The organism is Streptomyces sp. NPDC006450 (assembly GCF_040612195.1).
In the GTDB taxonomy this organism is placed as follows: Bacteria; Actinomycetota; Actinomycetes; order Streptomycetales; family Streptomycetaceae; genus Streptomyces.
The window spans coordinates 1-22,884 of record NZ_JBEXPT010000088.1 but is presented as its reverse complement, the minus strand read 5'-3'; the positions used below and the strand labels follow the sequence as shown (position 1 = coordinate 22,884).

25 protein-coding genes are annotated in these 22,884 nt (G+C 72.2%); 13 read left to right on the top strand and 12 right to left on the bottom strand.

Annotation, left to right across the window (positions count from 1 at the left end):
• Window positions 1-85: 85 nt before the first annotated feature.
• From ABZY57_RS23365 to afsQ1, 3 genes are all read right to left on the bottom strand, one after another.
• The gene (locus tag ABZY57_RS23365) at window positions 86-706 is read right to left on the bottom strand and encodes a hypothetical protein (RefSeq protein ID WP_356514884.1); all 621 of its coding nucleotides are present in this window, start codon (window positions 704-706) and stop codon (window positions 86-88) included.
• A 118-nt stretch (window positions 707-824) separates the two neighbouring features.
• Window positions 825-2,309: a HAMP domain-containing sensor histidine kinase gene (locus ABZY57_RS23360; RefSeq protein ID WP_356514882.1), complete on the bottom strand. Its 1,485-nt coding sequence runs from the start codon at window positions 2,307-2,309 to the stop codon at window positions 825-827.
• Entirely contained in the window at window positions 2,306-2,983 is a 678-nt protein-coding gene (afsQ1, locus tag ABZY57_RS23355; RefSeq protein WP_243333801.1) for a two-component system response regulator AfsQ1, read from the bottom strand. The genes ABZY57_RS23360 and afsQ1 overlap by 4 nt, the downstream gene beginning before the upstream one ends.
• A gap of 178 nt (window positions 2,984-3,161) precedes the next feature.
• Here afsQ1 and ABZY57_RS23350 point away from each other — a divergent pair, with 178 nt between their 5' ends.
• A complete protein-coding gene (locus ABZY57_RS23350; protein WP_356514880.1) occupies window positions 3,162-3,881 on the top strand; it encodes a SigE family RNA polymerase sigma factor in 720 nt (239 codons plus the stop codon).
• 226 nt (window positions 3,882-4,107) lie between these two features.
• Here ABZY57_RS23350 and ABZY57_RS23345 read toward each other — a convergent pair whose 3' ends face one another.
• Complete coding sequence (locus ABZY57_RS23345) at window positions 4,108-4,806, bottom strand: uridine kinase (protein WP_356514894.1); 699 nt, start codon at window positions 4,804-4,806, stop codon at window positions 4,108-4,110.
• 54 nt (window positions 4,807-4,860) lie between these two features.
• On the opposite strand from ABZY57_RS23345, the gene ABZY57_RS23340 reads away from it, so the two are divergent.
• Window positions 4,861-5,211, top strand: coding sequence for a hypothetical protein (locus ABZY57_RS23340; RefSeq protein ID WP_356514878.1), 351 nt, complete (start codon window positions 4,861-4,863; stop codon window positions 5,209-5,211).
• A 63-nt stretch (window positions 5,212-5,274) separates the two neighbouring features.
• Here the strand turns inward: ABZY57_RS23340 and ABZY57_RS23335 are convergent, their stop codons facing one another.
• Genes ABZY57_RS23335 through deoC form a run of 3 tightly spaced genes read right to left on the bottom strand, consistent with a single transcriptional unit; the run spans window position 5,275 to window position 8,582 of the window.
• Entirely contained in the window at window positions 5,275-6,177 is a 903-nt protein-coding gene (locus ABZY57_RS23335) for an aldehyde dehydrogenase family protein (RefSeq protein ID WP_356514876.1), read from the bottom strand.
• Entirely contained in the window at window positions 6,170-7,615 is a 1,446-nt protein-coding gene (locus ABZY57_RS23330; protein WP_356514874.1) for an aldehyde dehydrogenase family protein, read from the bottom strand. Before ABZY57_RS23330 ends, ABZY57_RS23335 begins: the two co-directional genes overlap by 8 nt.
• Before the next feature lie 4 nt (window positions 7,616-7,619).
• Window positions 7,620-8,582 (bottom strand): deoxyribose-phosphate aldolase, encoded by a 963-nt coding sequence (gene deoC, locus ABZY57_RS23325; RefSeq protein ID WP_356514892.1) that lies wholly within the window; start codon window positions 8,580-8,582, stop codon window positions 7,620-7,622.
• Between the two features lie 244 nt (window positions 8,583-8,826).
• On the opposite strand from deoC, the gene ABZY57_RS23320 reads away from it, so the two are divergent.
• From ABZY57_RS23320 to ABZY57_RS23300, 5 genes are all read left to right on the top strand, one after another.
• The gene (locus tag ABZY57_RS23320) at window positions 8,827-9,750 is read left to right on the top strand and encodes a hypothetical protein (protein WP_356514872.1); all 924 of its coding nucleotides are present in this window, start codon (window positions 8,827-8,829) and stop codon (window positions 9,748-9,750) included.
• A gap of 82 nt (window positions 9,751-9,832) precedes the next feature.
• Window positions 9,833-10,483, top strand: a complete 651-nt coding sequence (locus tag ABZY57_RS23315; protein ID WP_356514870.1) for a class F sortase — start codon at window positions 9,833-9,835, stop codon at window positions 10,481-10,483.
• A 25-nt stretch (window positions 10,484-10,508) separates the two neighbouring features.
• Window positions 10,509-11,126 (top strand): PH domain-containing protein, encoded by a 618-nt coding sequence (locus tag ABZY57_RS23310; RefSeq protein WP_356514868.1) that lies wholly within the window; start codon window positions 10,509-10,511, stop codon window positions 11,124-11,126.
• 104 nt (window positions 11,127-11,230) lie between these two features.
• A complete protein-coding gene (locus ABZY57_RS23305; protein ID WP_356514891.1) occupies window positions 11,231-11,746 on the top strand; it encodes a VanZ family protein in 516 nt (171 codons plus the stop codon).
• A gap of 50 nt (window positions 11,747-11,796) precedes the next feature.
• The gene (locus ABZY57_RS23300; protein WP_356514866.1) at window positions 11,797-12,009 is read left to right on the top strand and encodes a PspC domain-containing protein; all 213 of its coding nucleotides are present in this window, start codon (window positions 11,797-11,799) and stop codon (window positions 12,007-12,009) included.
• A 17-nt stretch (window positions 12,010-12,026) separates the two neighbouring features.
• Here the strand turns inward: ABZY57_RS23300 and ABZY57_RS23295 are convergent, their stop codons facing one another.
• The 3 genes from ABZY57_RS23295 to ABZY57_RS23285 form a co-directional block, all read right to left on the bottom strand.
• Window positions 12,027-12,833 carry a hypothetical protein gene (locus ABZY57_RS23295; protein WP_356514864.1) on the bottom strand — a complete coding sequence of 269 codons (807 nt, stop codon included), beginning with the start codon at window positions 12,831-12,833 and terminating at the stop codon, window positions 12,027-12,029.
• A gap of 160 nt (window positions 12,834-12,993) precedes the next feature.
• Window positions 12,994-13,266 carry a hypothetical protein gene (locus tag ABZY57_RS23290; protein ID WP_356514862.1) on the bottom strand — a complete coding sequence of 91 codons (273 nt, stop codon included), beginning with the start codon at window positions 13,264-13,266 and terminating at the stop codon, window positions 12,994-12,996.
• Between the two features lie 139 nt (window positions 13,267-13,405).
• The gene (locus ABZY57_RS23285) at window positions 13,406-14,554 is read right to left on the bottom strand and encodes an adenosine deaminase (RefSeq protein ID WP_356514860.1); all 1,149 of its coding nucleotides are present in this window, start codon (window positions 14,552-14,554) and stop codon (window positions 13,406-13,408) included.
• A 114-nt stretch (window positions 14,555-14,668) separates the two neighbouring features.
• On the opposite strand from ABZY57_RS23285, the gene ABZY57_RS23280 reads away from it, so the two are divergent.
• Window positions 14,669-15,388: an alpha/beta hydrolase gene (locus tag ABZY57_RS23280; RefSeq protein ID WP_356514858.1), complete on the top strand. Its 720-nt coding sequence runs from the start codon at window positions 14,669-14,671 to the stop codon at window positions 15,386-15,388.
• 424 nt (window positions 15,389-15,812) lie between these two features.
• Window positions 15,813-16,889, top strand: coding sequence for a LuxR C-terminal-related transcriptional regulator (locus ABZY57_RS23275; protein ID WP_356514856.1), 1,077 nt, complete (start codon window positions 15,813-15,815; stop codon window positions 16,887-16,889).
• Here ABZY57_RS23275 and ABZY57_RS23270 read toward each other — a convergent pair.
• The gene (locus ABZY57_RS23270) at window positions 16,858-17,799 is read right to left on the bottom strand and encodes a LysR family transcriptional regulator (RefSeq protein WP_356514854.1); all 942 of its coding nucleotides are present in this window, start codon (window positions 17,797-17,799) and stop codon (window positions 16,858-16,860) included. The two genes, ABZY57_RS23275 and ABZY57_RS23270, sit on opposite strands and share 32 nt — an antisense overlap.
• 98 nt (window positions 17,800-17,897) lie before the next feature.
• On the opposite strand from ABZY57_RS23270, the gene ABZY57_RS23265 reads away from it, so the two are divergent.
• The 3 genes from ABZY57_RS23265 (at window position 17,898) to ABZY57_RS23255 (ending at window position 21,899) form a co-directional block, all read left to right on the top strand.
• On the top strand, window positions 17,898-19,178 hold the full coding sequence (locus ABZY57_RS23265) for an MFS transporter (protein ID WP_356514852.1): 1,281 nt from the start codon (window positions 17,898-17,900) through the stop codon (window positions 19,176-19,178).
• A 50-nt stretch (window positions 19,179-19,228) separates the two neighbouring features.
• A complete protein-coding gene (locus tag ABZY57_RS23260; protein WP_356514850.1) occupies window positions 19,229-20,710 on the top strand; it encodes a DUF402 domain-containing protein in 1,482 nt (493 codons plus the stop codon).
• A 178-nt stretch (window positions 20,711-20,888) separates the two neighbouring features.
• Complete coding sequence (locus ABZY57_RS23255) at window positions 20,889-21,899, top strand: sigma-70 family RNA polymerase sigma factor (RefSeq protein ID WP_356514848.1); 1,011 nt, start codon at window positions 20,889-20,891, stop codon at window positions 21,897-21,899.
• Here ABZY57_RS23255 and ABZY57_RS23250 read toward each other — a convergent pair.
• Entirely contained in the window at window positions 21,786-22,115 is a 330-nt protein-coding gene (locus ABZY57_RS23250; protein WP_356514846.1) for an STAS domain-containing protein, read from the bottom strand. The two genes, ABZY57_RS23255 and ABZY57_RS23250, sit on opposite strands and share 114 nt — an antisense overlap.
• Window positions 22,116-22,177: 62 nt before the next feature.
• On the opposite strand from ABZY57_RS23250, the gene ABZY57_RS23245 reads away from it, so the two are divergent.
• On the top strand, window positions 22,178-22,780 hold the full coding sequence (locus ABZY57_RS23245; RefSeq protein WP_356514844.1) for a ferredoxin: 603 nt from the start codon (window positions 22,178-22,180) through the stop codon (window positions 22,778-22,780).
• The last annotated feature ends 104 nt before the right edge of the window (window positions 22,781-22,884 follow it).

Genomic DNA, 22,884 nt, shown 5'->3' with positions numbered 1-22,884 from the left:
GGCCCCCCGAGCCACCGGCCCGGGGGGCCGACGCCGTATCCGACCGCGTACGGCCCCGCCGGCCGGAGGCCGGCGCAGCGGCGCGTCAGGAAGGGCTCGGAGCCGGGCTCGCCGACGGGCGCACCACGTCGCCCAGCGTCGGGACCGCCTCCGGGCGGGAGCGGACGGCGTCCGTGCACTCCCAGGCCCGCGGCGGATCCGCGTCGGGACCGCCCAGGACCACCGGGCCCGGTCCCGACGACACCGCGTCGCTCTCCGCGAGGGTGCAGACGAGCTGCGACAACGCCACCGGAGGCAGGTCCTCGGGCTTGCGGCTCAGCCGCACCGTGCCCTGCGGATCGCCCGGCCGCGGCGCCGAGGCCGCCAGCAGGGCCGGCACCTCGGTCGTGAAGCCTGCCTCGCGCTCCTCCGCCGACGGTTCCCGCTGGAGCACTTCCAGCAGGGCCTGGGTGACGAGCACCGCCACGTCCCGCGCCGGCCGCTTCTCCGGCACCGGCACCACCCGCTGGACGCCCACCAGCTGCGCCCCGCAGACCAGTTCCACCGTGGCCCGGATGCCCTGCACCCCGCCCGTTCCGGCCGGCGTCCCCGTCGGGGTCTTGCACGAGACCCGCGAGGGCGCCGGACCGACGTCCACCGGCACGGTGGTGGCGCGGATCCCGCACCCCGACAGAACGCCCAGGGACAGCAGGCTCAGGACAGCCACCGCGGCCGTCGCGCCACGCCTCCTCGCGCCACGCCTCCTCGCGCCACGCCTCCTCGCGCCACGCACCGCCGTGCCGGGCCCCGTCGTGCCGGACACCGCCGCTCCGCCCTCCGCCGTCCTACGCCTCGTCGTCACCGGCGATCACCTTCCCCACGTCCACCGGCAGCCGCAGCGTGAACAGCGCACCGCCCTCCGCCCCGTTCTCCGCGGTGATGTCGCCGCCGTGGATGTGCGCGTTCTCCATCGCGATGGACAGGCCGAGCCCGCTGCCGTCCGACTTCGGCCGCGACGCGCTCGCCTTGTAGAACCGGTCGAAGACGTGCGGCAGTACGGCCTCGGGGATGCCCGGCCCGTTGTCCCGTACGGCGATGACCAGCCAGTCCCCCTCCACCCGGATGGAGACCCGTACCGGCGATCCGCCGTGCTTGAGTGCGTTGCCGATCAGGTTGGCCAGGATCACGTCGAGCCGCCGCGGGTCGAGCCGCGCCACGATGCCGCGCTCCGCGTCGAGTTCGACCGCGTCGAGCCACGCCCGCGTGTCGATGCACGCCGTCACCTGGTCGGCGACGTCCACGTCGTCCAGCACCAGCCGCGCCGTTCCCGCGTCGAAGCGGGTGACCTCCATGAGGTTCTCCACGAGGTCGTTCAGCCGCCTGGTCTCGCTCACGACCAGACCCACCGCCGGTGCGATCATCGGATCGAGGTCGTCGACCTCGTCCTCCAGCACCTCGGCAACCGCCGTCAACGCCGTCAGCGGCGTGCGCAGTTCGTGGGACATGTCCGCGACGAACCGCCGGCTGGACTCCTCCCGCGCGCTCATGTCGGCGACCTTCTTCTCCAGCGCCTCCGCCGTCTTGTTGAAGGTGTGGGCCAGGTCGGCGAGTTCGTCCGTCCCGGACACCTCCAGCCGGTGGTCCAGCTCCCCCTCGCCGAGCCGGCGCGCCGCGTCGCCGAGGCGCTGCACGGGCTTGAGGACCGTACGGGCCGCGGCCTGCGCGAGCAGCGCGGACCCGAGCAGCGCGAGGCCGGTGGCGATGGTCAGCGACCAGGCCAGGGCGTTGAGGTCGTCGCGCTCCTGGGCGAGGGACTTGTACATGTAGCCGGTCGGGCCGCCGCCCACGATCCGGGTGCCGCCGACCAGGTACGGGTTCCCGTTCGGCTTCGTCCGCTGCCAGTACACGTGGTACTCGGCGTCGTTGGCCGAGGTGGTCTTCTGCCGGTCGTCGACGGCGTGCTGGAGCGACTTGGGGACGTCGGCCAGTGAGAAGGCGTCGGGACCGGCGGTACCGGCCACCTTGTGGCCGTCCTTCCCGTCCACGAGCAGCACGCTGTAGCCGGGGCTGCTGCCCGCCATCATCTCGGCGGTGTGCTGCAGTTCCTCCTGCGTCGGGTCGGCGGGCAGCGCCGCGGCCCGGTTCTGCATCTCCTGCCGGAAGTCGCCGAGGGCGGCGTCCTGGGTCCGGGTCAGGACGGCCTCGCGGTTGAGCCAGTACGCGATCCCGGACGCGGAGACGGCGGCGGTCAGCGCGACCAGGGCGAACACGACGAGGAGCCGCAGCCGCAGGCTGGTCCAGCGCCGGCCCGCGAACAGGGCTCTGATCACTGCGGGGAGTCCAGTCGGTAGCCGACGCCCCGCACGGTACGGATCAGGGTGGGCGAGGAGGGCACTTCCTCGACCTTGGCGCGCAGCCGCTGCACGCAGGCGTCGACGAGGCGCGAGTCGCCGAGGTAGTCGTGCTCCCACACCAGCCGCAGCAGCTGCTGGCGGGAGAGCGCCTGGCCGGGGCGGCGGCTGAGCTCCAGCAGCAGCCGCAGCTCGGTCGGGGTGAGCTGGAGGTCCTCGCCGTTCTTCGTCACCGTCATGGCGTTGCGGTCGATGACCAGCGAGCCGAAGACGGCGGAGTCGGTGGCCTCGCGCTCGCCGCGGCGCAGCACGGCCCTGATGCGGGCGTCGAGCACGCGTCCCTGGACGGGCTTGACGACGTAGTCGTCCGCTCCCGACTCCAGGCCGACGACCACGTCGATGTCGTCGTTGCGCGCGGTGAGCAGGATGATCGGCAGCTGGTCGGTGCGCCGGATGCGCCGGCACACCTCGAAGCCGTCGATGCCGGGCAGCATGACGTCGAGCACGATCAGGTCGGGCCGCTGCTCGCGCAGCAGTTTGAGGCCGTCCTCGCCCGTCGCCGCGGTGGCCACACGGTGGCCCTGGCGTGACAGGGAGAGTTCGAGGGCCGTGCGGATGGCGTCGTCGTCCTCGATGAGCAACAGGAAAGGCACGGGCTCATTCTGTCCCATCGCCCCTCGGGACTTCGACCGCCCGGCGCCTCCAATCCGGGCGGGGCTCTTCCCGGCTCTCCTGTGACAGGCCTGTGACAGTCGAAGGACACCCCGGTTATCTCGGGCGGGCAGTCTTCTTGGCAACGGACCAGACAGACTCCACGACGGGGGGCGCGAGATGAACACGCTGCACAGCACCAGCACCAGCGCGGTTGTCACGCGGCTGCACGATGTGAACCGCCGCACGGCAATCCGTACGGCGACGGCCCCTTCGCGGCGGCCGGCGCACGTGGTGGCCATCGACGCGAAGACCTACGAGCGCCCCACCGTCCCCGCCCAGCGCACGGCGGGCTCCCCGGACGTCCCGGACTCCTCCAACGAAGCCGAGTTCACGGCGTACGTCCAGGAGCGGCGGGCCGCCCTCTACGCGACGGCCTTCCACCTGACCGGCGACCGCTACGAGGCCGAGGACCTGCTGCAGACCGCGCTGTTCTCCACGTACCGCGCCTGGGACCGCATCAGCGACAAGGCCGCCGTCGGCGGGTACCTGCGCCGCACGATGACGAACCTGCACATCAGCGCCTGGCGCCGCCGCAAGCTCAACGAGTACCCGACGGAAGAACTGCCGGAGACGGCCTCGGACACGGACGCCATGGGCGGTACGGAGCTGCGTGCCGTGCTGTGGCAGGCGCTCACCCGCATCCCGGAGCCGCAGCGCACGATGCTGGTGCTCCGGTACTACGAGGGCCGCACCGACCCGGAGATCGCGGAGATCCTGGGCATCAGCGTCGGCACGGTGAAGTCGAGCATCTGGCGTTCGCTGCGGCGGATGCGCGAGGACGAGGCGCTGAGCTTCGGCCGCGACGAGTCGGAGTCCTTCGAGGACCTGGTCGCGTAAGGGCGGCCACACAGACCATCGGGCCAGGGGGCCCGTCCTACGGGGGTGGGGCGGGGGCCGCGGGGGAAAAAGGCGGGATCATGCGGCCGGGGGTCCGCAGGGTCCCGCCTTTTCACGTTCCGCAGCGTCACGTTCCACAGCCAGGATCCAGCCCCGTCGGCGTGTGAGGCGCGGGGGTCCGGGGGCAGCGTCCCCGGCAACGGCGCCGCACCCGCGATCCGGCCGGTTATGCCGGAGCCACAGCCCGGTGCCGCCCCGCCGCTGCGGCGGCCAGCCGGCCCAGGGCCTCGTCCCGGCCGCACGCGTGGGCTCCCAGCGCGGTGTGCCGGGCCACGATCCCGCGCTCGGCCCGCATCAGCCGCCATCCCCGCCGCAGGAGCATCGGCACCGACTTGCGGCCCTCGCGCAGATCACGGGCCAGCCGGCGCCGGAAGGTGGTGCTGGGCCGCCCGCGCAGGCAGATCGCGTCCGCCAGCAGTCCGAGCTCCTGGCACCGCCCGACGACGTCCGCCGCGAAGATCCCCTCCGCGATGAACAGCGGTGTCCGGGAGATGTCCAGCGTCTCGGTGCCGGTGCGGGAACTGGTCGCGATGTCGTACACCGGGACCTCGGTGCGGCCGGTGCGGCACAGTTCCTCGACGGCCGCGACGGCGACCTCGGCGTCCCACGACAGCGGGGAGTCCCAGTCGATGTCGGAGCTGCCCTCGACCAGCGGCAGGGTCGGGTCGTCACCCTCCTTGTAGAAGTCGTCCAGGCGCAGGACGGGCAGGCCCGAACGGGCGGCCAGCGAGGACTTGCCGGAGCCCGAGGGCCCGGTCAACAGCACGACGCGCGTAGGCAGGGGAGAAGAACGGCTCACGGGACACCAGTGTGAAGCATTACCCCGCGTAGGGGATCCTCCCGGGGACGGGTTGGTATCCAGAATCACACCTCCACTACGCTGCGTGCGCACGCGACTACGACCCCAGGCGGGATCCTCATGGCACGTCACGCAGCCCCTTCCGTACCGAACCGACTCCGCAGCGCGGGCCTGACCCTCTCGATGGCCGGCGCGGCCCTCGCGATGGCCGCGGGCGGTGCGCAGGCCGGTGAGCTCGATGTTCCGGCGGCCCTCGCCGGTGTCTCCGACCCGGTCTCGAACCTCAAGGTGAATCCGCTGGCCCACACCGGCGTGGACCCCCTCGACAACGGCGTGGCCACCAAGGTCGCGGATTTCCCGTCCGTCGGCACCGGCATGGTCACGGGCATCCTGACCCAGGGGCCGTCGGTCGGCGAGCTGCCCACCGCCGCGGTCTCCTCGCTGCTCGGACCGGTGCTCCCCAAGCAGTAGGCACGAGAAGGCCCCGGCAGCGCGGGGGACGCTGCCGGGGCCGGTCTTCGGGGGGAGGGTCCTCTAGTACGAGGAGCCGCCCGCGCCCAGCGACCCGGTCGGGTGCCAGACGGTCTTGGTCTCCAGGAACGCCGTCATGCGCGCCGTGCCCGGGTCCGCGCTCCAGTCGTCCACAGGCTGTGGACGCAGGACGCGCTTGAGGTTGTCCGCGGCCGCGATCTCCAGCTCCTTGGCCAGCGCCTCGTCGGCGCCCGCCAGGTCGATCGCGTTGACGTCCTGGTGGGACGCCAGGTGCGGGCCCATCTCGGCGGCCTTGCCGGACAGGATGTTGACCACGCCGCCGGGCAGGTCGGAGGTGGCCAGCACCTCGCCGAGGGAGAGCGCCGGGAGCGGCGCCTTCTCCGAGGCGATGACGACGACCGTGTTGCCGGTGGCGATCACCGGGGCGATCACGGAGACCAGTCCGAGGAAGGACGAGTCCTGCGGGGCGACGACCGTGACCACGCCGGTCGGCTCGGAGGTGGAGAGGTTGAAGAACGGGCCCGCGACCGGGTTGGCCCCGCCCACGATCTGGCCGATCTTGTCGGTCCAGCCGGCGTACCAGACCCAGCGGTCGATGGCCGCGTCCACGGCGGCGGCGGCCTTCGACTTGGACAGGCCCTCCGCCTCGCCGACCTCGCGGACGAACTGCTCGCGGCGGCCCTCCAGCATCTCGGCTACGCGGTAGAGGATCTGGCCGCGGTTGTACGCGGTCGCGCTCGACCAGCCGCCGAAGGCCTTGCGCGCGGCGACGACCGCGTCGCGGGCGTCCTTGCGGGAGGACAGGGGGGCGTTGGCCAGCCACTTGCCCTTCGAGTCACTCACCTCGTACACCCGGCCGCTCTCGGAGCGGGGGAACTTGCCCCCGACGTACAGCTTGTAGGTCTTGAAGACGCTCAGACGCGTCTGCGTCGGGGAATCAGACATCGAGGTAGCCCTCCAGGCCGTGACGGCCGCCTTCGCGCCCGAAGCCCGACTCCTTGTAGCCGCCGAAGGGCGAGGTCGGGTCGAACTTGTTGAACGTGTTGGCCCACACCACACCCGCGCGGAGCTTGTCGGCGACCGCGAGGATGCGGCTGCCCTTCTCCGTCCAGATGCCGGCGGACAGGCCGTACTGGCTGTTGTTGGCCTTCGCGACGGCCTCGTCGGGCGTACGGAAGGTCAGCACGGACAGCACCGGGCCGAAGATCTCGTCGCGGGCCACCGTGTGCGACTGGGAGACGTTCGTGAAGAGCGTCGGGGCGAACCAGTAGCCGGCGTTCGGCAGTTCGCACGGCGCCGACCAGCGCTCGGCGCCCTCCGCCTCGCCGGTGTCCGCGAGGGCGGTGATCCGGGCGAGCTGCTCGGCGGAGTTGATCGCGCCGATGTCGGTGTTCTTGTCGAGCGGGTCGCCCAGGCGCAGCGTGGTCAGCCGGCGCTTGAGCGAGTCGATCAGCTCGTCGTGGATCGACTCCTGGACCAGGAGGCGCGAGCCCGCACAGCAGACCTGGCCCTGGTTGAAGAAGATGCCGCTGACGATGCCCTCGACGGCCTGGTCGATGGGGGCGTCGTCGAAGACGATGTTGGCGCCCTTGCCGCCCAGCTCCAGGGTGACCTTCTTGGAGGTACCGGCGACCTGGCGCGCGATGGCCTTGCCGACGGCGGTGGAGCCCGTGAAGGCGACCTTGTTCACGTCCGGGTGCTCGACGAGGGCCGCGCCCGCGTCCCCGTACCCGGTGAGGATGTTGACGACGCCCTTGGGCAGGCCCGCCTGGCGGCAGATGTCCGCGAAGAAGAGCGCGGAGAGCGGGGTCGTCTGGGCCGGCTTGAGGACGACCGTGTTGCCCGTGGCGAGCGCCGGGGCGATCTTCCAGGCGAGCATCATCAGCGGGAAGTTCCACGGGATGACCTGCCCGGCCACGCCGAGGGGGCGCGGATTGGCGCCGTAGCCCGCGTGGTCGAGCTTGTCGGCCCAGCCCGCGTAGTAGAAGAAGTGCGCGGCGACGAGCGGGAGGTCCGCGTCGCGGGTCTCCCGGATCGGCTTGCCGTTGTCGAGGGTCTCCAGGACGGCCAGCTCGCGGCTGCGCTCCTGGATGATCCGGGCGATGCGGAAGAGGTACTTGGCGCGCTCGGAGCCGGGCAGCGCGGACCACTTCTCGAAGGCCTTGCGGGCGGCCTTCACCGCGCGGTCCACGTCGGCGGCGCCGGCCTGCGCGATCTCGGCGAGGACCTCCTCGGAGGCCGGGGAGACGGTCTTGAAGACCTTGCCGTCGGCGGCGTCGGTGAACTCGCCGTCGATGAACAGCCCGTAGGAGGGGGCGATGTCGACGACGGAGCGCGACTCGGGGGCGGGAGCGTACTCGAATGCGGATGTCTGCGTCTTCATGGTCTCAGTCCACCGTCACGTAGTCGGGACCGGAGTAGCGGCCGGTGCTCAGCTTCTGGCGCTGCATCAACAGGTCGTTGAGCAGGCTGGAGGCTCCGAAGCGGAACCAGTGGTTGGACAGCCAGTCTTCGCCCACGGTCTCGTTGACCAGGACCAGGAACTTGATCGCGTCCTTGGTGGTCCGGATGCCGCCGGCCGGCTTCACGCCGATCTGGATTCCAGTCTGCGCCTTGAAGTCGCGGACGGCCTCGAGCATGAGGAGCGTGTTCGCGGGCGTCGCGTTGACCCCGACCTTGCCGGTGGACGTCTTGATGAAGTCGGCCCCGGCCATCATGCCGATCCAGGAGGCGCGGCGGATGTTGTCGTACGTGGACAGCTCGCCGGTCTCGAAGATCACCTTGAGCCGCGCCGCGCTGCCGTCGGGGCGGACGCAGGCCGCCTTGACGGAGCGGATCAGCTCGTAGGTCTCGAGGTAGCGGCCGGCGAGGAAGGCGCCACGGTCGATGACCATGTCGATCTCGTCGGCGCCGGCGGCCACGGCGTCGGCCGTGTCGGCGAGCTTGACGGGCAGGGCAGCGCGGCCGGCCGGGAAGGCGGTGGCGACGGAGGCGACCTTGACGTCGGCGCCGTTCAGGGCGGCCTTGGCGGTGGCCACCATGTCGGGGTACACGCAGACGGCGGCCGTCATGGGCGTGGTGCGGTCGGTCGGATCGGGGTTGGCTGCCTTGGCGGAGAGCGCCCGGACCTTGCCCGGGGTATCCGCGCCTTCCAGCGTCGTCAGGTCGATCATCGAGATGGCGAGGTCGATGGCGTACGCCTTGGCCGTCGTCTTGATCGAGCGGGTGCCGAGGGAGGCCGCGCGGGCCTCCAGGCCGACAGCGTCGACGCCGGGCAGCCCGTGCAGGAAGCGGCGCAGCGCACTGTCGGACGTCGTCACGTCAGCGAATGCGGTGAGGGTGGTGGGCATGGTCACCACATGAGCATATCTACGCGCGTAGCGACCTGTCACCCCCTCCCCCCGATTCATTCGGAATCGGACACCCCGTTTGCTGTTACGCGGCCATGACAGGAAGCGGATCTTTCACACGTACACGATCCGTACATTCTTTCTCAGCAGCCCCGCCACACCTGACCCGGTGAACCCGACCGAACAGACTCAACGCGGCATGCGACTCTCCTCCGTCTTCCTCACCCACGCTTCTGGAGTCGTTATGCGTACCGCCCTCCGCACCTCGATCGTCACCGCCGCGCTCGCCGGCGCACTGCTCGCACCCGCCGCCGGTGCCGCCTTCGCGGCGGTCGGCTCGCAGGCAGCGACCTCGACGGAGGCGGTTGCGTCCAAGGCCACGCGGGTCACCCTCAGCAAGAGCCTGGTCGCCGACATGATCAACTCCGCGACGGAGGCGCCCTCCGTCAAGATCTTCGCCGTGCTCGGGGACGGCACCGTCCACCCGAAGGCGATTGCGTCTCTCGACCGCAAGCACACCACTGTCACGAAGCAGGGGACGACCTTCACCCTCACCAAGGCGGACTCGGCCCAGCCGGTCCTCACCGTGTTCGAGAGCGAGAGCGGCAAGACCACGTCGTTCCCGCTTCCGAAGGGCAGGGCCACCGAGGCCGGCTCCTGTGTCTCCGAGGTCAAGACGGTGCGGCTCGGCGAGTACAGGGCCGCAGACCTGACGATGTCCCCCAAGGGTCCGAAGGCGGTCGTGAACAACCTTGAGGGGGCGCCCTACACGGTGACCCTGGACCGCACTCACCCCACCTCCCCGAAGTCGGACTACCTGCGCATCGACAACCCGAACGGTGCCAAGCCGGTGTTCCGGTGGAAGTACCAGGCCGACGAAGCCTCGTTCAAGAGCGCCTCCTTCCCCGAGCTCCCCAAGGGCTGCAAGCTCGACTACAAGATCACCGAGGAGCAGGGCACGAAGCCGGCTCCGAAGCCGAAGCCTCAGACGGGCGCGCAGACCACCGTCGTCCCCAAGGGCCCCGTGGCCGCGGGTGCCGAGCTGCCGGTCGAGACGGTCGCCGACACCGACAACACCACCACGGTGGCGGCCGGCGCCGGTCTGATCGCGGTCTTCGGTGCGCTCGGCGCGAGCGTGGTCCTGCGCCGCCGCCGCAGCCAGGGCTGACGCACACCCCGCTCACATCTCGACTCGCCTCCGGCGGGCCACCCCAGGTGGCCCGCCTCGGCCCGTTCCGCCGGAGCCCGCCATGACCCGCCGTACCCGTACCCGTACCGTCGGGCCGCTGATCGCCACCGCTCTCCTCGCCGCAGCGCTGGCCGGATGCGGCGGCGGCGCCGCGCCCGCCTCGGAGGCCGCCGCCCCGGCCACCTCCCCGGCCGCGGCCTCCGCGCCGCCCGCCGTCACGCCCACCTCCGCCCCGGCGGCCCCGGCCTCGGCCGTCCCGAAGCCCGCCTCCGTGCCCGTACGCGTACGCATCCCCGCGGCCGGGGTCGACGCCTCGCCGCTGCTGTCGCTCGGCCTGGCCGCCGACGGCACCGTCGAGGTGCCCTCCGTGGCCGACGGGGACAGGATCGGCTGGTACGACAAGGGCGTCACCCCTGGTGAGACGGGTCCCGCCGTGCTGATCGGACACTTCGACACCGCCCGCGGGCCGGCCGTCCTCAAGGACGTCTCCAAGGTCCGCGTCGGCGACGAGGTGAGCGTCTCCCGCGAGGACGGCAGCACCGCCGTCTTCCGCGTCCGCGAGCTGGAGCAGGTCGACAAGAAGCGGTTCCCCACCGACAAGGTCTACGGGAACACCGCCCGCCCCGAGCTGCGCGTGATCACCTGCGGCGGCGAGATCACCGACGGACACCGCCCCGACAACATCATCCTGTATGCCGATCTCGTGGGCTGAGACGGCTTGAGGCAGAATCTGCCGCATGAGCAGCGATCAGCCCACCGAAGAGCCGGCGTACGACGACCGGGTCTACCGTTCCCCGATGGCCACCGTCACCGGCGTGGCACTGCTCGCCCTGCTCGCGTGGCTCTGCGGGGACGCCGTGGTGCGGGGCGCCGGGAACGTCCCGTGGATCGCCCTCGCCGCCGCGCTGTGCCTGGCCCCGGTCATCGTCGCGTTCACGGTCCGTCCCGCCGTCTTCGCCAACGACGACCGGCTGCGCGTGCGCAACCCCTTCCGGGTCATCGAGCTGCCCTGGGCGGCCGTCGACACCGTGCGGGCCCGGTTCTCCGCCGAGGTGCTGGCGGAGGGGACGACGTACCAGATGTGGGCCATCGCGGTCTCCCTGCGGGAGCGCAAGAAGGCCAACCGCCGCCAGGCGGGCCGGCTCGGCCTCGGCAACGGCCAGGCCAAGACCCCGGACGAGGAAGTGCGCCGGGCCTCCGCCGACCGGATCGTCGACGAGCTGCGCGAAGTGCACGAGCGCTGCGCCTCGCGGGCCGGCGCCCAGGGCTCCGTGAAGGTCTCGTGGTCGTACGAGATCATCGCGCCCGCCGTGGTCGGCGCGCTCATCCTGATTGTGCTGCTCGCCACCGGCTGACCGGCGGTTTCCCCGGAACCGCGAGCACCGGAACCCGCGTCTCCACTGGCGTGCACCGTCTCAAGGGCAACCGTGTCAAGGGCCGCGGCAGCGCCGCCGTAGAGCTGTGGATCCGGGTTCTCACCGGGGTCCTGCTGGCCGCCCACCTCCTCCTCGTCGGCTGGCTGATGCTGCGCCCGCTGGACGTGCCCTGGGCGGCGGCGGCCAATCTGACCCCGCTGGAGGGGATCAGGACGGACCTCTCCTACGGGTCTTTGGAGGCCGCCCGCCGGATCGGCGGGGGGCTGGCGCTGCTGGCCCCGCTCGGGGTGCTGCTGCCGCTGATCAGCGGTCGTGTGGAGCTTTCGCCGCTCGCCACGTGGTCCTCGCTGGCCCGGACGGCCGCCGCGGGCGCGCTGTTCTCGGTCGGCATCGAAATGCTCCAGACGGCTGTCCCGGGGCAGGTGGTCGACGTGGACTCGGTACTGCTCAACACCCTCGGCGTGATGCTCGCGCACCTGGCCGTCGTCCCGGCCCTGCGCTCCCGGCTGCGGCGTTCTCAGGGCCCGACCCCGAGAATTACCAGGGTCGGGCTCGGTCCCTGGACCGACGTTCTTTCCTCTGTCCAGCGGGAGTATTGAGGCATCGCGGGAAAACTTCCCGCGGACCGCACGACGACCGAGGAGAGACCATGAGCGCCCTTGCCCGCCCCCGTGACGGACGATGGATCGGCGGAGTCTGTGCCGGTCTGGCGCGCCGATTCGGAATATCCGCGAACACGATGCGGACCATCTTCGTCGTCTCGTGCCTGCTGCCCGGCCCCCAGTTCCTCCTTTACCTGGCGCTGTGGGTGCTCCTGCCGAACGAGAAGTCGAGCACCTCTTCCGCGGCCACCGGCTGGTAGTCGGCAGGACCCGGAATTCAGCGCGCGGAGCGGACCTTCTGGAGCTGCTTGTCCGCGACCTCGTGCGGGACCTGGGGGGCCTGGCGCCCGCCCGCGACGTTGAGAGCCATGAGACGCATGACGGTGTCGCCCTGGCGCACGACGACCAGGTGAACCTGGGCGGTGACGCCCTCGGCGGCCGCGGTCGTGGTCCAGCTGACGCTCTCGTCGCCGCCCGTCTTGTAGTCGGCCGCCTTCACGTCGCGGTACGCGCCGCTCTGCTTCTCGACGGTGGCGGTGAAGCCGGAGGCGCAGGCGGCCACGGCGCCCTTCAGCCGGGCGATCAGCGCCTTGGCGTCGGACTCGGCGTAGGAGCTGACGGAGGCGGAGACGGCCAGGCCCATCTGCTTCTGGGATCCGATGCCCCGGTTGACGGTCTCGCGCGCCGCCGGGTCGGGCTCGTCGCCCATGATGTCGGCGAGCGGCTGGCAGGCCTTGCGGTCCGCCTGCGGCTGACCGTCGGGGGCGTTCGGGTTCTTTCCGTTCGCCGAGATCTGGTAGCCGGTCAGGTCGCCCTGTTCCAGGGCGGAGCGCTCCAGCCGGCTGCCACCCTGCTTGGGGGTGGCCGTGCCGCCCGTGGCGCCCGCACCACCGGCCCCGCCCGCGCCGGCGGAGCCGGGTGCCCCCGCGCCGGCCGAGCCCGCAGACTGCCCGGGCGCGCTCGCGGAGCCCTTCGGGTCCGGGCTCTTGCCGGATGCCGGGGTCTTCGTACCGCCGCAGCCCACCGTCACGGACAGCAGGGCGGGGAGCAGCACGGCCGTGGCCGTTCGTGCCTTGATGCGCATGATCGAAACCTCATACCCATGATTTTGGCGGGCAGTTGGCGGTGATCCTGGCACATGCCGCGACGCGGCGCACACCTGGTCGAAGAGGCGTGCGCCGCGTGGGCGTGCGTGCGAATCGCGTACGGGTCGCGTACGAATCCGGCAGGGGATCCGGAGTGGATCAGGCGCCGAGGCCGCTGGTGGGCAGACCGCCGAGCAGGCCGGTCACCGTGCCGAGCGCGGCGGCCGGGTCGGTCGCCTCGGGGGCCTGCTGACCCTCTTCGGCGGTCACGTGCTGCTGGCTGGTCGCGCCCTGGACGGCACCCGTGACGGTGCCCAGCGCGTCACCGAGACCGACGGCGGGGACGGCGGCCGAGGCGGTACCTGCGGCGACGGCGGCGAAGGCGGCGCCGAGAGCGGCAACACCGAGGGTCTTGGCAGCTGACTGCTTCATGAAGAATCGTCCTTGCGACGGGGAAATGAGCGGCTCCGCAAACTAGTCACTTCAAACCCCCTCCCGCAAACATCATTAAATACGAGAAAGCGCCCGGGAATTGCCCCTCCCGGGCGCTTTCAGTCCGTCACGCCTTGGCCTAGCCCGAGACGGAACCGCTGGTGGAAGCGGTTTGACGGAACAGCCATTCCGACTTCAGCTCCGCATAACCGGGCTTGATCACGTCGTTGATCATGGCCAGTCGTTCATCGAAAGGAATGAACGCGGACTTCATCGCATTGACCGTGAACCACTGCATGTCCTCGAGCGAGTAGCCGAAGGTGTCGACCAGGTGCTCGAATTCGCGGCTCATGCTGGTACCGCTCATCAAGCGGTTGTCGGTGTTGACGGTCAGCCTGAAGTGCAGTTTCCGCAGCAGACCGATCGGGTGTTCGGCGTAGGAGACCGCCGCACCCGTCTGCAGGTTCGACGTCGGGCACATCTCCAGCGGGATCCGCTTGTCCCGGACGTACGAGGCCAGGCGGCCCAGGGTCACGGAACCGTCGGCGGCGACCTCGATGTCATCGATGATCTTCACGCCGTGGCCGAGCCGGTCGGCGCCGCACCACTGCAGGGCCTGCCAGATCGACGGCAGACCGAAGGCCTCGCCCGCGTGGATGGTGAAGTGGTTGTTCTCGCGCTTGAGGTACTCGAAGGCGTCGAGGTGGCGGGTGGGAGGGAACCCGGCCTCGGCGCCGGCGATGTCGAAGCCGACGACGCCGTTGTCGCGGTAGCGGTTGGCCAGTTCCGCGATCTCCAGCGCGCGGGCCGCGTGCCGCATCGCGGTCAGCAGCGCGCCGACGCGGATCCGGTGGCCGTTGGCCTTCGCACGGCGCTCGCCCTCGCGGAAGCCCTCGTTGACCGTCTCGACGACCTCTTCGAGGGTCAGGCCGGCTTCCAGGTGCTGCTCGGGCGCGTAGCGGATCTCCGCGTAGACGACGCCGTCCTCGGCGAGGTCCTCGGCACACTCGGCGGCCACCCGGAAGAGGGCCGCCTTCGTCTGCATGACCGCGCAGGTGTGGGCGAACGTCTCCAGGTAGCGCGGGAGGGAACCGGAGTCGGCGGCTTCCCGGAACCAGATGCCGAGCTTGTCGGCGTCGGCCTCGGGAAGGTTCTCGTAGCCGACCTCACGGGCCAGCTCGATGATGGTCCCGGGGCGCAGTCCACCGTCGAGGTGGTCGTGCAGGAGCACCTTCGGGGAGCGTCGGATCTGATCCGGGGTGGGCAGGTTGGGGGTCTCGCTCGTCATCTGGGCACTCTAGCTCCTACGCGCGTAGAGCGGTGAGACGGTGTCCACCCCCGATATGTAACAGTGACCGCGCGGACGGGTGGCGTACACCTCCGCGTCTGAGACTGTTCCGTCATGGCACAGCATGCGCCGCCGGCGCGCGGGGCCCGCCTGGGGCGGGCGGCCGGCGCGAACGGCTCGGTCTCAACGGTCAGTGGTGTGGTGCTCCTCCTCCCCGGAGCGTCCAGATTGTCCCCCGGTCCGGTACGGCCGCTGGCCCGGGCCCTGGCCCGGGCCGGCGCGGCCGGCGGGCTGGTCACGCACCAGGTCATCCACGGCGCGGGCACCCGGGAAGGGGACGCGCAGTGGGCCGCGGACGAGGTGGTCCGGCGGTACGGGGACGTCCCGGTGTGCCTGGCCGGCTACGACGTGGGCGGCCGGGCGGCGCTCGCCGCGGCCGGCCACGAGGCCGTCAACTCCGTTCTGGCACTTGCCCCTTCACTCCCAGCGCAGTCCGAAACGGACTCCCCCGAACCGGTGAAGCAGCTCTCGGGGCGCCGGGTCCTGATCGTGCACGGCACCAACGACGCACGCAGCGACCCGGAGTTGTCGTACCGGCTGGCGACCCGGGCGAAGAAGGCGAACCGCACGACGTGCCGCTTCGAGGTGCACTCCGACGGGCACGGCCTGCGCGAGCACCAGGACGAAGTCGTCGCCCTGTCCGTGGACTTCGTCCTGGGCTCCGTGTTCTCGGGGCCCTACTCGCGTCCGGTCACCGACGCGTTGGCGGCTCCCCCGCCGCTGGGCCTTCGGATGCCGCTGGCCTCCGGCTACGGGCGTTCCCTGCGCGGCTGACACCCGGCGGAAGCGGCTGAGGGCGGCGGAAGGCCGCGGGGCGGCGGAAGGCAGCCGCGCGGCACGGCGCCGCGGGCGGCAGGGGCCGCGGGCCCGGGGCCCGGATGTGGTGGTGGTCGCGCGGGGCCGTTCGTGCCGGCCGCGCCGTCCCCTCCCGGTCGGATGACACGGGCGGGCCCGGCGCGACCACCTTGAGGCACACGCCCGCGCGAGGGCGCGTTGCCAGGTCGGCGAAGCGCGGACGTGAGAATGCCCGCGCCCTCCCCCGAGAACGCCGTGGTACCACTGTGCCGGTTCGGCCTATCCTCACGAAGATCGGAGGGCATCGTCTTGGTGCCTTGCGGGAACACGAGGGGTTTACACATCGGCACAAGCCGGGACGAATATGCATATGCCATCGGATGAAGCGGACCAACTGAGCTCCGTGGCCCGGCGTCTTTACGCGTACGCGGCCGAGCGGCACACCTTCTCCGAGACGGAGGCCGGCGAGGCGCTCGGCGAATCCGTCGGCGCCGCCGTCGCCGAACTCGCGGCGGCACACCTGATCCAGCCCCGCTCCCGCCCGGCCTCCGCCGCGGACGGGGACCGCCCCGACGAGTCTGCGCGCAGGGGCTGGAGCGCCGTGTCCCCGCGAGCCGCGGTGGCGCGGACGCTCGCGCCCCTGGCCCTGCGGGCGCGCGAGACCCACGACGAGATGGACCGGCTGCGCGTCCGGCTGGAGGACCTGCTCCCGGAGTACGAGGCGGGCGCCGACGTGCGCGACCGGGGCGGGGCGAACGCCCTGGAGCTGGTCACCGACCCGGCCGCGCTGCAGGACCTGATCGGGGAGCTCATCGCCTCGGCCGACTCCGAGGTGCTGACCTGTCATCCGGGCGGCGGCCGCAGCCCGGCGACCCTGGCCGGGGCGGTGGTCCGGGACGAGGCGATGCTGGCCCGGGGCGTGCGGATGCGCACCCTCTACCAGCACACCGCCCGCTACTCCCGCCCGACGGCCGCCTACGTGGAGCGGGTGACCGCGCTCGGCTCGCAGGTCCGTACCGTCGGCGACGGCTTGATGCGGATGATCCTCGTGGACCGCCACACCGGGCTGATGGAGGTGCAGGACGACATCAAGGCGGCGCTGGTGGTGCGCGAGCCCAACGTCGTCCACTTCATGGCGCAGACCTTCGAGCGCTGCTGGGCGGAGGCCGAGCCCTTCAGCACCACCGTCGGCCCGGACCAGGCCCGTTCCATCTCCGACGAGCTGCGCCAGACCATCGTGCGGCTCCTGGCGGAGGGACTGGAGGACAAGGTCATCGCCCGGCGCCTCGGCATGTCGGAGCGCACCTGTCAGCGCCACATCGCCGAGATCATGCGGGCGGTGGGGGCCAAGTCCCGTTTCCAGGCAGGGTTCCTGCTGTCGGCAACGGCGGCGGCGGCCTCCGCCGCCACCACGGCTTCCGCCGCCTCGGCCGCCCCTCAGGCCCCGCTCACTCACCCCCCGGCTGAAGCTCCGGAATGAGCCGTCCCCGACGGGACAGCAGGAACCGCTTGAACTCCGCCACCGGAGGCGTGTCCGGGTGCCCGTCGAGCCACGCCACCCCGATCTCGCGGACCGCGCGCGGGGCGGTGACCGTCAGCTCGACGACTCCGGGCCGGGCCACCGCGGGCGGCGGCAGCAGCGCCACGCCGAGACCGGCGGCGACGAGCCCGCGCAGGGTCTCCGCCTCCTCCCCCTCGAAGGCGACCCGGGGAGTGAACCCGGCCTCCGCGCACAGGTCGTCGGTGATGCGGCGCAGCCCGTAGCCCGGCTCCAGGGTGACGAAGGTTTCCTCGGCGGCCTCCGCGAGGCGGATCCGCTTGCGCGTGGCGAGCCGGTGGTCGTCGGGGACCACGAGCCGCAGCCGCTGTTCGTCGAGCCGGCGGGCCACCAGGTCCGGGGCGTCGGGCAGCGGTGAGGTCAGGCAGAGGTCGAGCTCCCCGGCGCGCAGCCGCTCCAGCATGGCCTCGCCGTAGTTCTGGACCAGGGAGAACCGTACGCCGGGGTGGTCGGCCCGGAAGGCCCGGATCAGGCCGGGTACGGTCTCGGGGCCCAGCGTGTGCAGGAAACCGAAGGCGACCTTGCCGAAGGACGGGTCGGCGTCCTGCTGCACGGAGCCGGCGGCGCGGGCGATCTCGGCGAGCGAGCGTTCCGCCGAGGCGAGGAAGGTGCGGCCGGCGGTGGTGAGCGCGACCGTACGGCCCTTGCGGGCGAACAGCGTGACGCCCAGGTCCTGTTCGAGGCGGACCATGGCCCGTGACAGGGTCGACTGGGGAACGCCCAGCTCGTGGGCGGCGCGGGTGACGTGCTCGTGCCGGGCGACGGCGACGAAGTACGCGAGGCGCGGGGCCAGCGCATGTGTCACGGCCATGTCTTCTTCGTAACGACTCATCGATAGGCACCCATCTGACCTGCGCTGATGCATGGATGGATTGATTATCGCGAATTCGTGCATTGGACGCATGAAACGGGCGGCTCTACCGTCGTCGTATGCCTCCCGCTCATACCGGGGCACCCGCCATCCCGGGTGCCTCCACCCCGTCGTTCCCCGCCTCCGCACCCGAGGCGCACGAGCCCGGCCGTCCCGGCTACCGCCGCCTCAGCCTCGCGCTCTTCGCCGCCGGACTGGCCACCTTCGCCCTCCTCTACTCCACCCAGGCGCTGCTGCCCGCGATCTCCGAGGGGTTCGGCGTGACGGCGGGTCAGGCCAGCTGGACGGTGTCCGCGGCCACCGGCGCGCTCGCGCTGTTCGTCCTGCCGCTCAGTGCGCTCTCGGAGCGCTTCGGCCGGACCCGGATGATGACCTGCTCGATGGTGACCGCGGTCGGCATCGGCCTCCTCGTGCCCTTCGCCCCGAACCTGGAGTGGCTGATCGCGCTGCGCGCCGTCCAGGGCGCGGCGATCGCCGGCATCCCGGCCTCCGCGATGGCGTACCTGGCGGAAGAGGTGAAGCCGAAGGCGCTGGTCGCCGCGATCGGCCTGTTCGTGGCGGGCAACTCCATCGGCGGCATGAGCGGCCGCCTCGTCACGGGCTGGGCGGCCCAGGCCTGGGGCTGGCGCGCCGGGCTGCTGACCGTGGGCCTGATGTCGCTGGCCTGCGCGGCGGCGTTCCTGGTGCTCCTCCCCCGGGCCCGGTTCTTCCGGGCGGCCTCGCTGAACCCGCGCGCGGTGGGACGTACCGTCGCCGGGCACCTGCGCGATGCGCTGCTGCTGCGGCTGTACGGGATCGGCGCGCTGTTCATGACCGTGTTCGGGGCGGTGTACACGGTCATCGGCTACCGCCTGGTGGACGAGCCGTTCTCGCTGGGGCAGGGCCTCATCGGCTCGATCTTCCTGGTCTACCTGGTCGGTACGGTCTCCTCGGCGGCGGCCGGGCAGCTCGTGGCCCGGATGGGCCGGCGCGGCGCGCTGTACCTGGCGGTGACCACGACGGCGGTGGGCCTGTTCCTGTCCCTCGCGGAGTCGCTCACCGCGATCCTCCTCGGCCTGGTCCTGATCACGGCGGGCTTCTTCGCGGGCCACGCGGTGGCGTCCGCCGCGGTGAGCCGTACGGCGAAGACGGGCCGCGCGCAGGCCTCGGCGCTCTACCAGTCGGCGTACTACGCCGGCTCCAGCGCCGGTGGCACCCTGGGCGCCCTCGCCTACCACTCGGCGGGGTGGGCGGCCACGGTCACCCTCGCGCTGCTCGCGGTCGCCGGGGTCGTCACGATCACCCTGTACGGGTCGCACGCGGCCCGCTCGGCACGGATCGCGGCGCTCGCGGCGCGCTGAGGGGCGGGCGCACCGGGGCCCTTCACCCGCGGATGGCATGATCGCCGATCATGTCGACAGTCAACATTCACCTCATACTCGGCAGCACGGTCAGCATGATCATCCCGGCCCGCGTGGTGGAGTCGGGCGACGGCGGCCTGCTGCTGTGGGTGGCCCCGGGCACCCCGCTCTGGCGCGCCACCATCCCGCCCGGCACCCATCTGCGGGACCTGCCGCCGGAGGGCTCGTACCCGCTGCGGGCGGACCGGTGGCGGCACGGGGGCGCGCTGATCCTGCAGCCGGCCGGGGCGGGGCACGCGGTGTGGTGGAGCTTCACGTTGGGGCTGGAGTTCCGCAGCTGGTACGTGAACCTCGAATCCCGTGTCCGCACCCGGGACGGCGCGGACGTCCACGTGACCGACCAGGAACTCGACATCACGGTGACCCCGGACCGCGCGTGGGAGTGGAAGGACGAGGAGTCCTTCGCCGCGAAGACGGGCCACCCGGTGTACTGGACGCCGGCCGAGGCCGCCGCCATCCGCGCGGAGGGCGTCCGCGTCACCCGGCTCATCGACGCGGCCGCCTACCCCTTCGACGGCACCTGGTGCGACTTCCGCCCCCCGGCGTCGTGGACGCTCCCGGAGCTCCCGGAGCTGCCCCTCGGCACGGTCGACGCCCCCTCGGGGGTGCTCCTGCTGGGCAAGGGCGGCTGGATCGACCACCGGCCGGACGGTGACCCGCCCCGTTCGGAACGTGCCTTCGCGGTCGCGGCGACGGGCGGCGGCCACCTCCACGACGGCGATGCCGCCGGGCCCGGGCCGTGGGGCTACGAGGCCGTGGCCGTCCCGGCCGCCACGGACCGGCCGCTGCCGGTCCGGGCCCGTACCGCTCCCTCCCCCTTCGACGGCGAGCCGGTGGTCTCGGCGCTGGAGATATCCCTCGGCCTCCCCTGGGACCACGCGGCGCACGGTCCCGGCCCGGTCCCCCTCGGCGACCTCCCGGTCGACCGCTGCGGCATGGTCCTGGGCGACGCCCGGGCCCTGGACGGCTTCGAGGGACTGAGCGGCGAGTCCGTGGACGGGCTGGCCGACCTCACGTACTGGGGCCGGTACGCGGAGGAGGCCCAGGCGGTGTTCGGCGGCGAGCCGGTACCCGCGCATCCCACGGGCTCCGGCCCCCACGGCTTCCTCGACCTCCCGCTGGCCGAGGCCGCGGCCCTGGCGGGGCGGATCGAGGACTGGGTCCGGACAGGGCCCGGCGACGGCCTGATCGTGTCCGTGGACCCCCACACCGACCACCACCGCGCCCGGCGCGCCGGCTGGGGCCATCCGCTGCTGGCCGGGGACGTCGAGCTCGGCGGCTGCCGGATCCTCGGCCTCGGCTGGGACCCGGGCGACCACTCGGTCCGGCACCGCGGCGAGCGGGCGCACGGACAGGTGTACCCGGTCACGCTGGAGGACCGGGCGGGCGAGGCCGTCCTGCGCTGGACCATCCCCGCGTACGAGGCCCCGCCGGAAGCCGGACCCGGTACCGCAACGGAATCCGAGCTCTGACAGGACGCGGAGGGCCGGATCTCCAGCGGTGTCGCCGGATGCCGACGGGGCGGTCCGGGCCAGGTGGCGGGTGGAGGGTGACGGTCCGCCGCGGGGCCCGGCCGTGTGCCGGGCTGCGGTTGTCAGAGGGGTCCGGTAGGTTCCGGAGTATCGGGAACTACCAGGGGGATCAAGGGACATGACCGAAGCCGCCGGCCTCGCACCCGAGCTCGACGCCGCGCTCGACCGGTACCGCGTCGAGCTCACCGGGTACTGCTACCGCATGCTCGGCTCGGCCTTCGATGCCGAGGACGCGGTGCAGGACACGTACATCCGTGCCTGGCGGAGCTTCGAGAAGTTCGAGGGGCGGTCCTCCCTGCGGTCGTGGCTGTACCGGATCGCCACCAACGTCTGCCTGGACCTGTTGAGGGCGGGGAACAGGCGGGCCCGGCCGATGGACCTGAGCGCTCCGCAGCACCAGGCGTCGGCCGTGCTCAACGAGCGGCCCGAGGTGACCTGGCTGGAGCCGGTGCCCGACGGGCGGGTGCTGCCGCAGACCGCCGATCCGGCGGAGACGGCGCTGGCGAAGGAGTCGGTACGGCTCGCGTTCGTCGCCGCGCTCCAGCACCTGCCGGCCAAGCAGCGGGCGGTGCTGATCCTGCGCGAGGTGCTGGCCTGGAAGGCCGACGAGGTCGCCACCCTGCTGGACACCACCGTCGCGTCGGTCAACAGCGCGCTGCAGCGGGCCCGCGCGACGCTCGCGGCCACCCGCGTGCGCGAGAGCGAGGCCCTCGACCCCCTGGACGGGGACCAGGCGAAGCTGCTGGAGCAGTACCTCGCCGCCTTCGAGGCCTACGACATCTCCCGGCTGACCGCCCTCCTCCACGAGGACGCCGTGCTGTCGATGCCTCCGTTCGACCTGTGGCTCCAGGGCCACGAGGACATCGCGGCCTGGCACCTGAACCAGGGCATCGGCTGCAAGGGCTCGCGGTTGATCCCGACCACGGCGAACGGCATGCCGGCTTTCGGCCAGTACCGGCCGCGCGAGGACGGGCAGCCGGGCTGGACCCCGTGGGCGCTCCAGGTGCTGGAGGTGTCAGAGGGGAAGATCACCGGGCTGAACGCCTTCCTCGACACCGCCCGGTGGTTCCCGCTCTTCGGGCTCCCCGAGCAGCTCGACGAGTCCTACGAGGCCGAGGAGCGCGCGTAGGGCGGGCCCGGCCCCGACGACCCGGAAGGGGCGGCCCCCGGCGGTGAGCCGCAGCCGGGCCAGCACCTCGACGGTGCGCAGGCCCGGCGCGGTGACGGCGGCGGCGTCGCACACCACCGCGGTCGCCCCGTCCCGGTAGAGCCCCGCCAGCCGGGCGCACAGCTGCGCCACGTCCGGTGCGGCCGGTCCGGGTCCGGGCAGTACGAGCCGAGTCATCTCCACGAGGGGATGACTCCCCTGCCCTCAGGAACTCATCGGCCGCTCAGCACAATGGCGCGATGGAGCCTTCGTACTGGAACCCCCTGCCCACGGCCCGGCGGCTGACCGAGACCGGGTCGCACGTGGACGCGGCGATGTTCACCGGGAAGTGGGAGGAGCGGAACTGGCGCAACGTTCCGGGCCCCTTCTACGCCGGCGAGACCGACAGCCTGGCCATCGGCCGCCTGGACGCCCCCCGCCACATCTCGTACGACGACGACCACGGCGGCGGGTTCGGAGGCGAGTTCGTCTTCCGCCAGCCGACGGACGGGGGCGAGGTCTTCGACCTGCTGTGCGGCGCCTCGCTGGAGCCCTGCCAGGGCTACAACTGGGACGGCGACGACCACTGGACCGTGGAGGCCGTCCGCGACTGGTGGCGGGGCCGCGGGCGGGTCCGCGCATGGGCCGTGGACACAGCCGCCGACTGGGGCGCCGACACCCACCCCCACTGGGGGTACAACGCCGACCCCCAGTACCTGGGTCACTACCACGACGCCGCGCGGGGCCACCGGGACTTCGTCGCGTACATCGACGACGGCCTGGAGGCGTACCTGCGCGGCTACCTGTTCTGGCTGGAGCACCGGCGCGAGCCGAAGCCCGGGGAGGCCCTGCCGGACCTGTGAGCTGCCGGACCTGTGGGCTGCCGGGCCCCTGAAAAGGCGCCGGCGCGGCTCCGGACGGGGAGCCGCCCCCGCCGGCCCGGGGGGCTAAGGCGCTGCGGGGCACC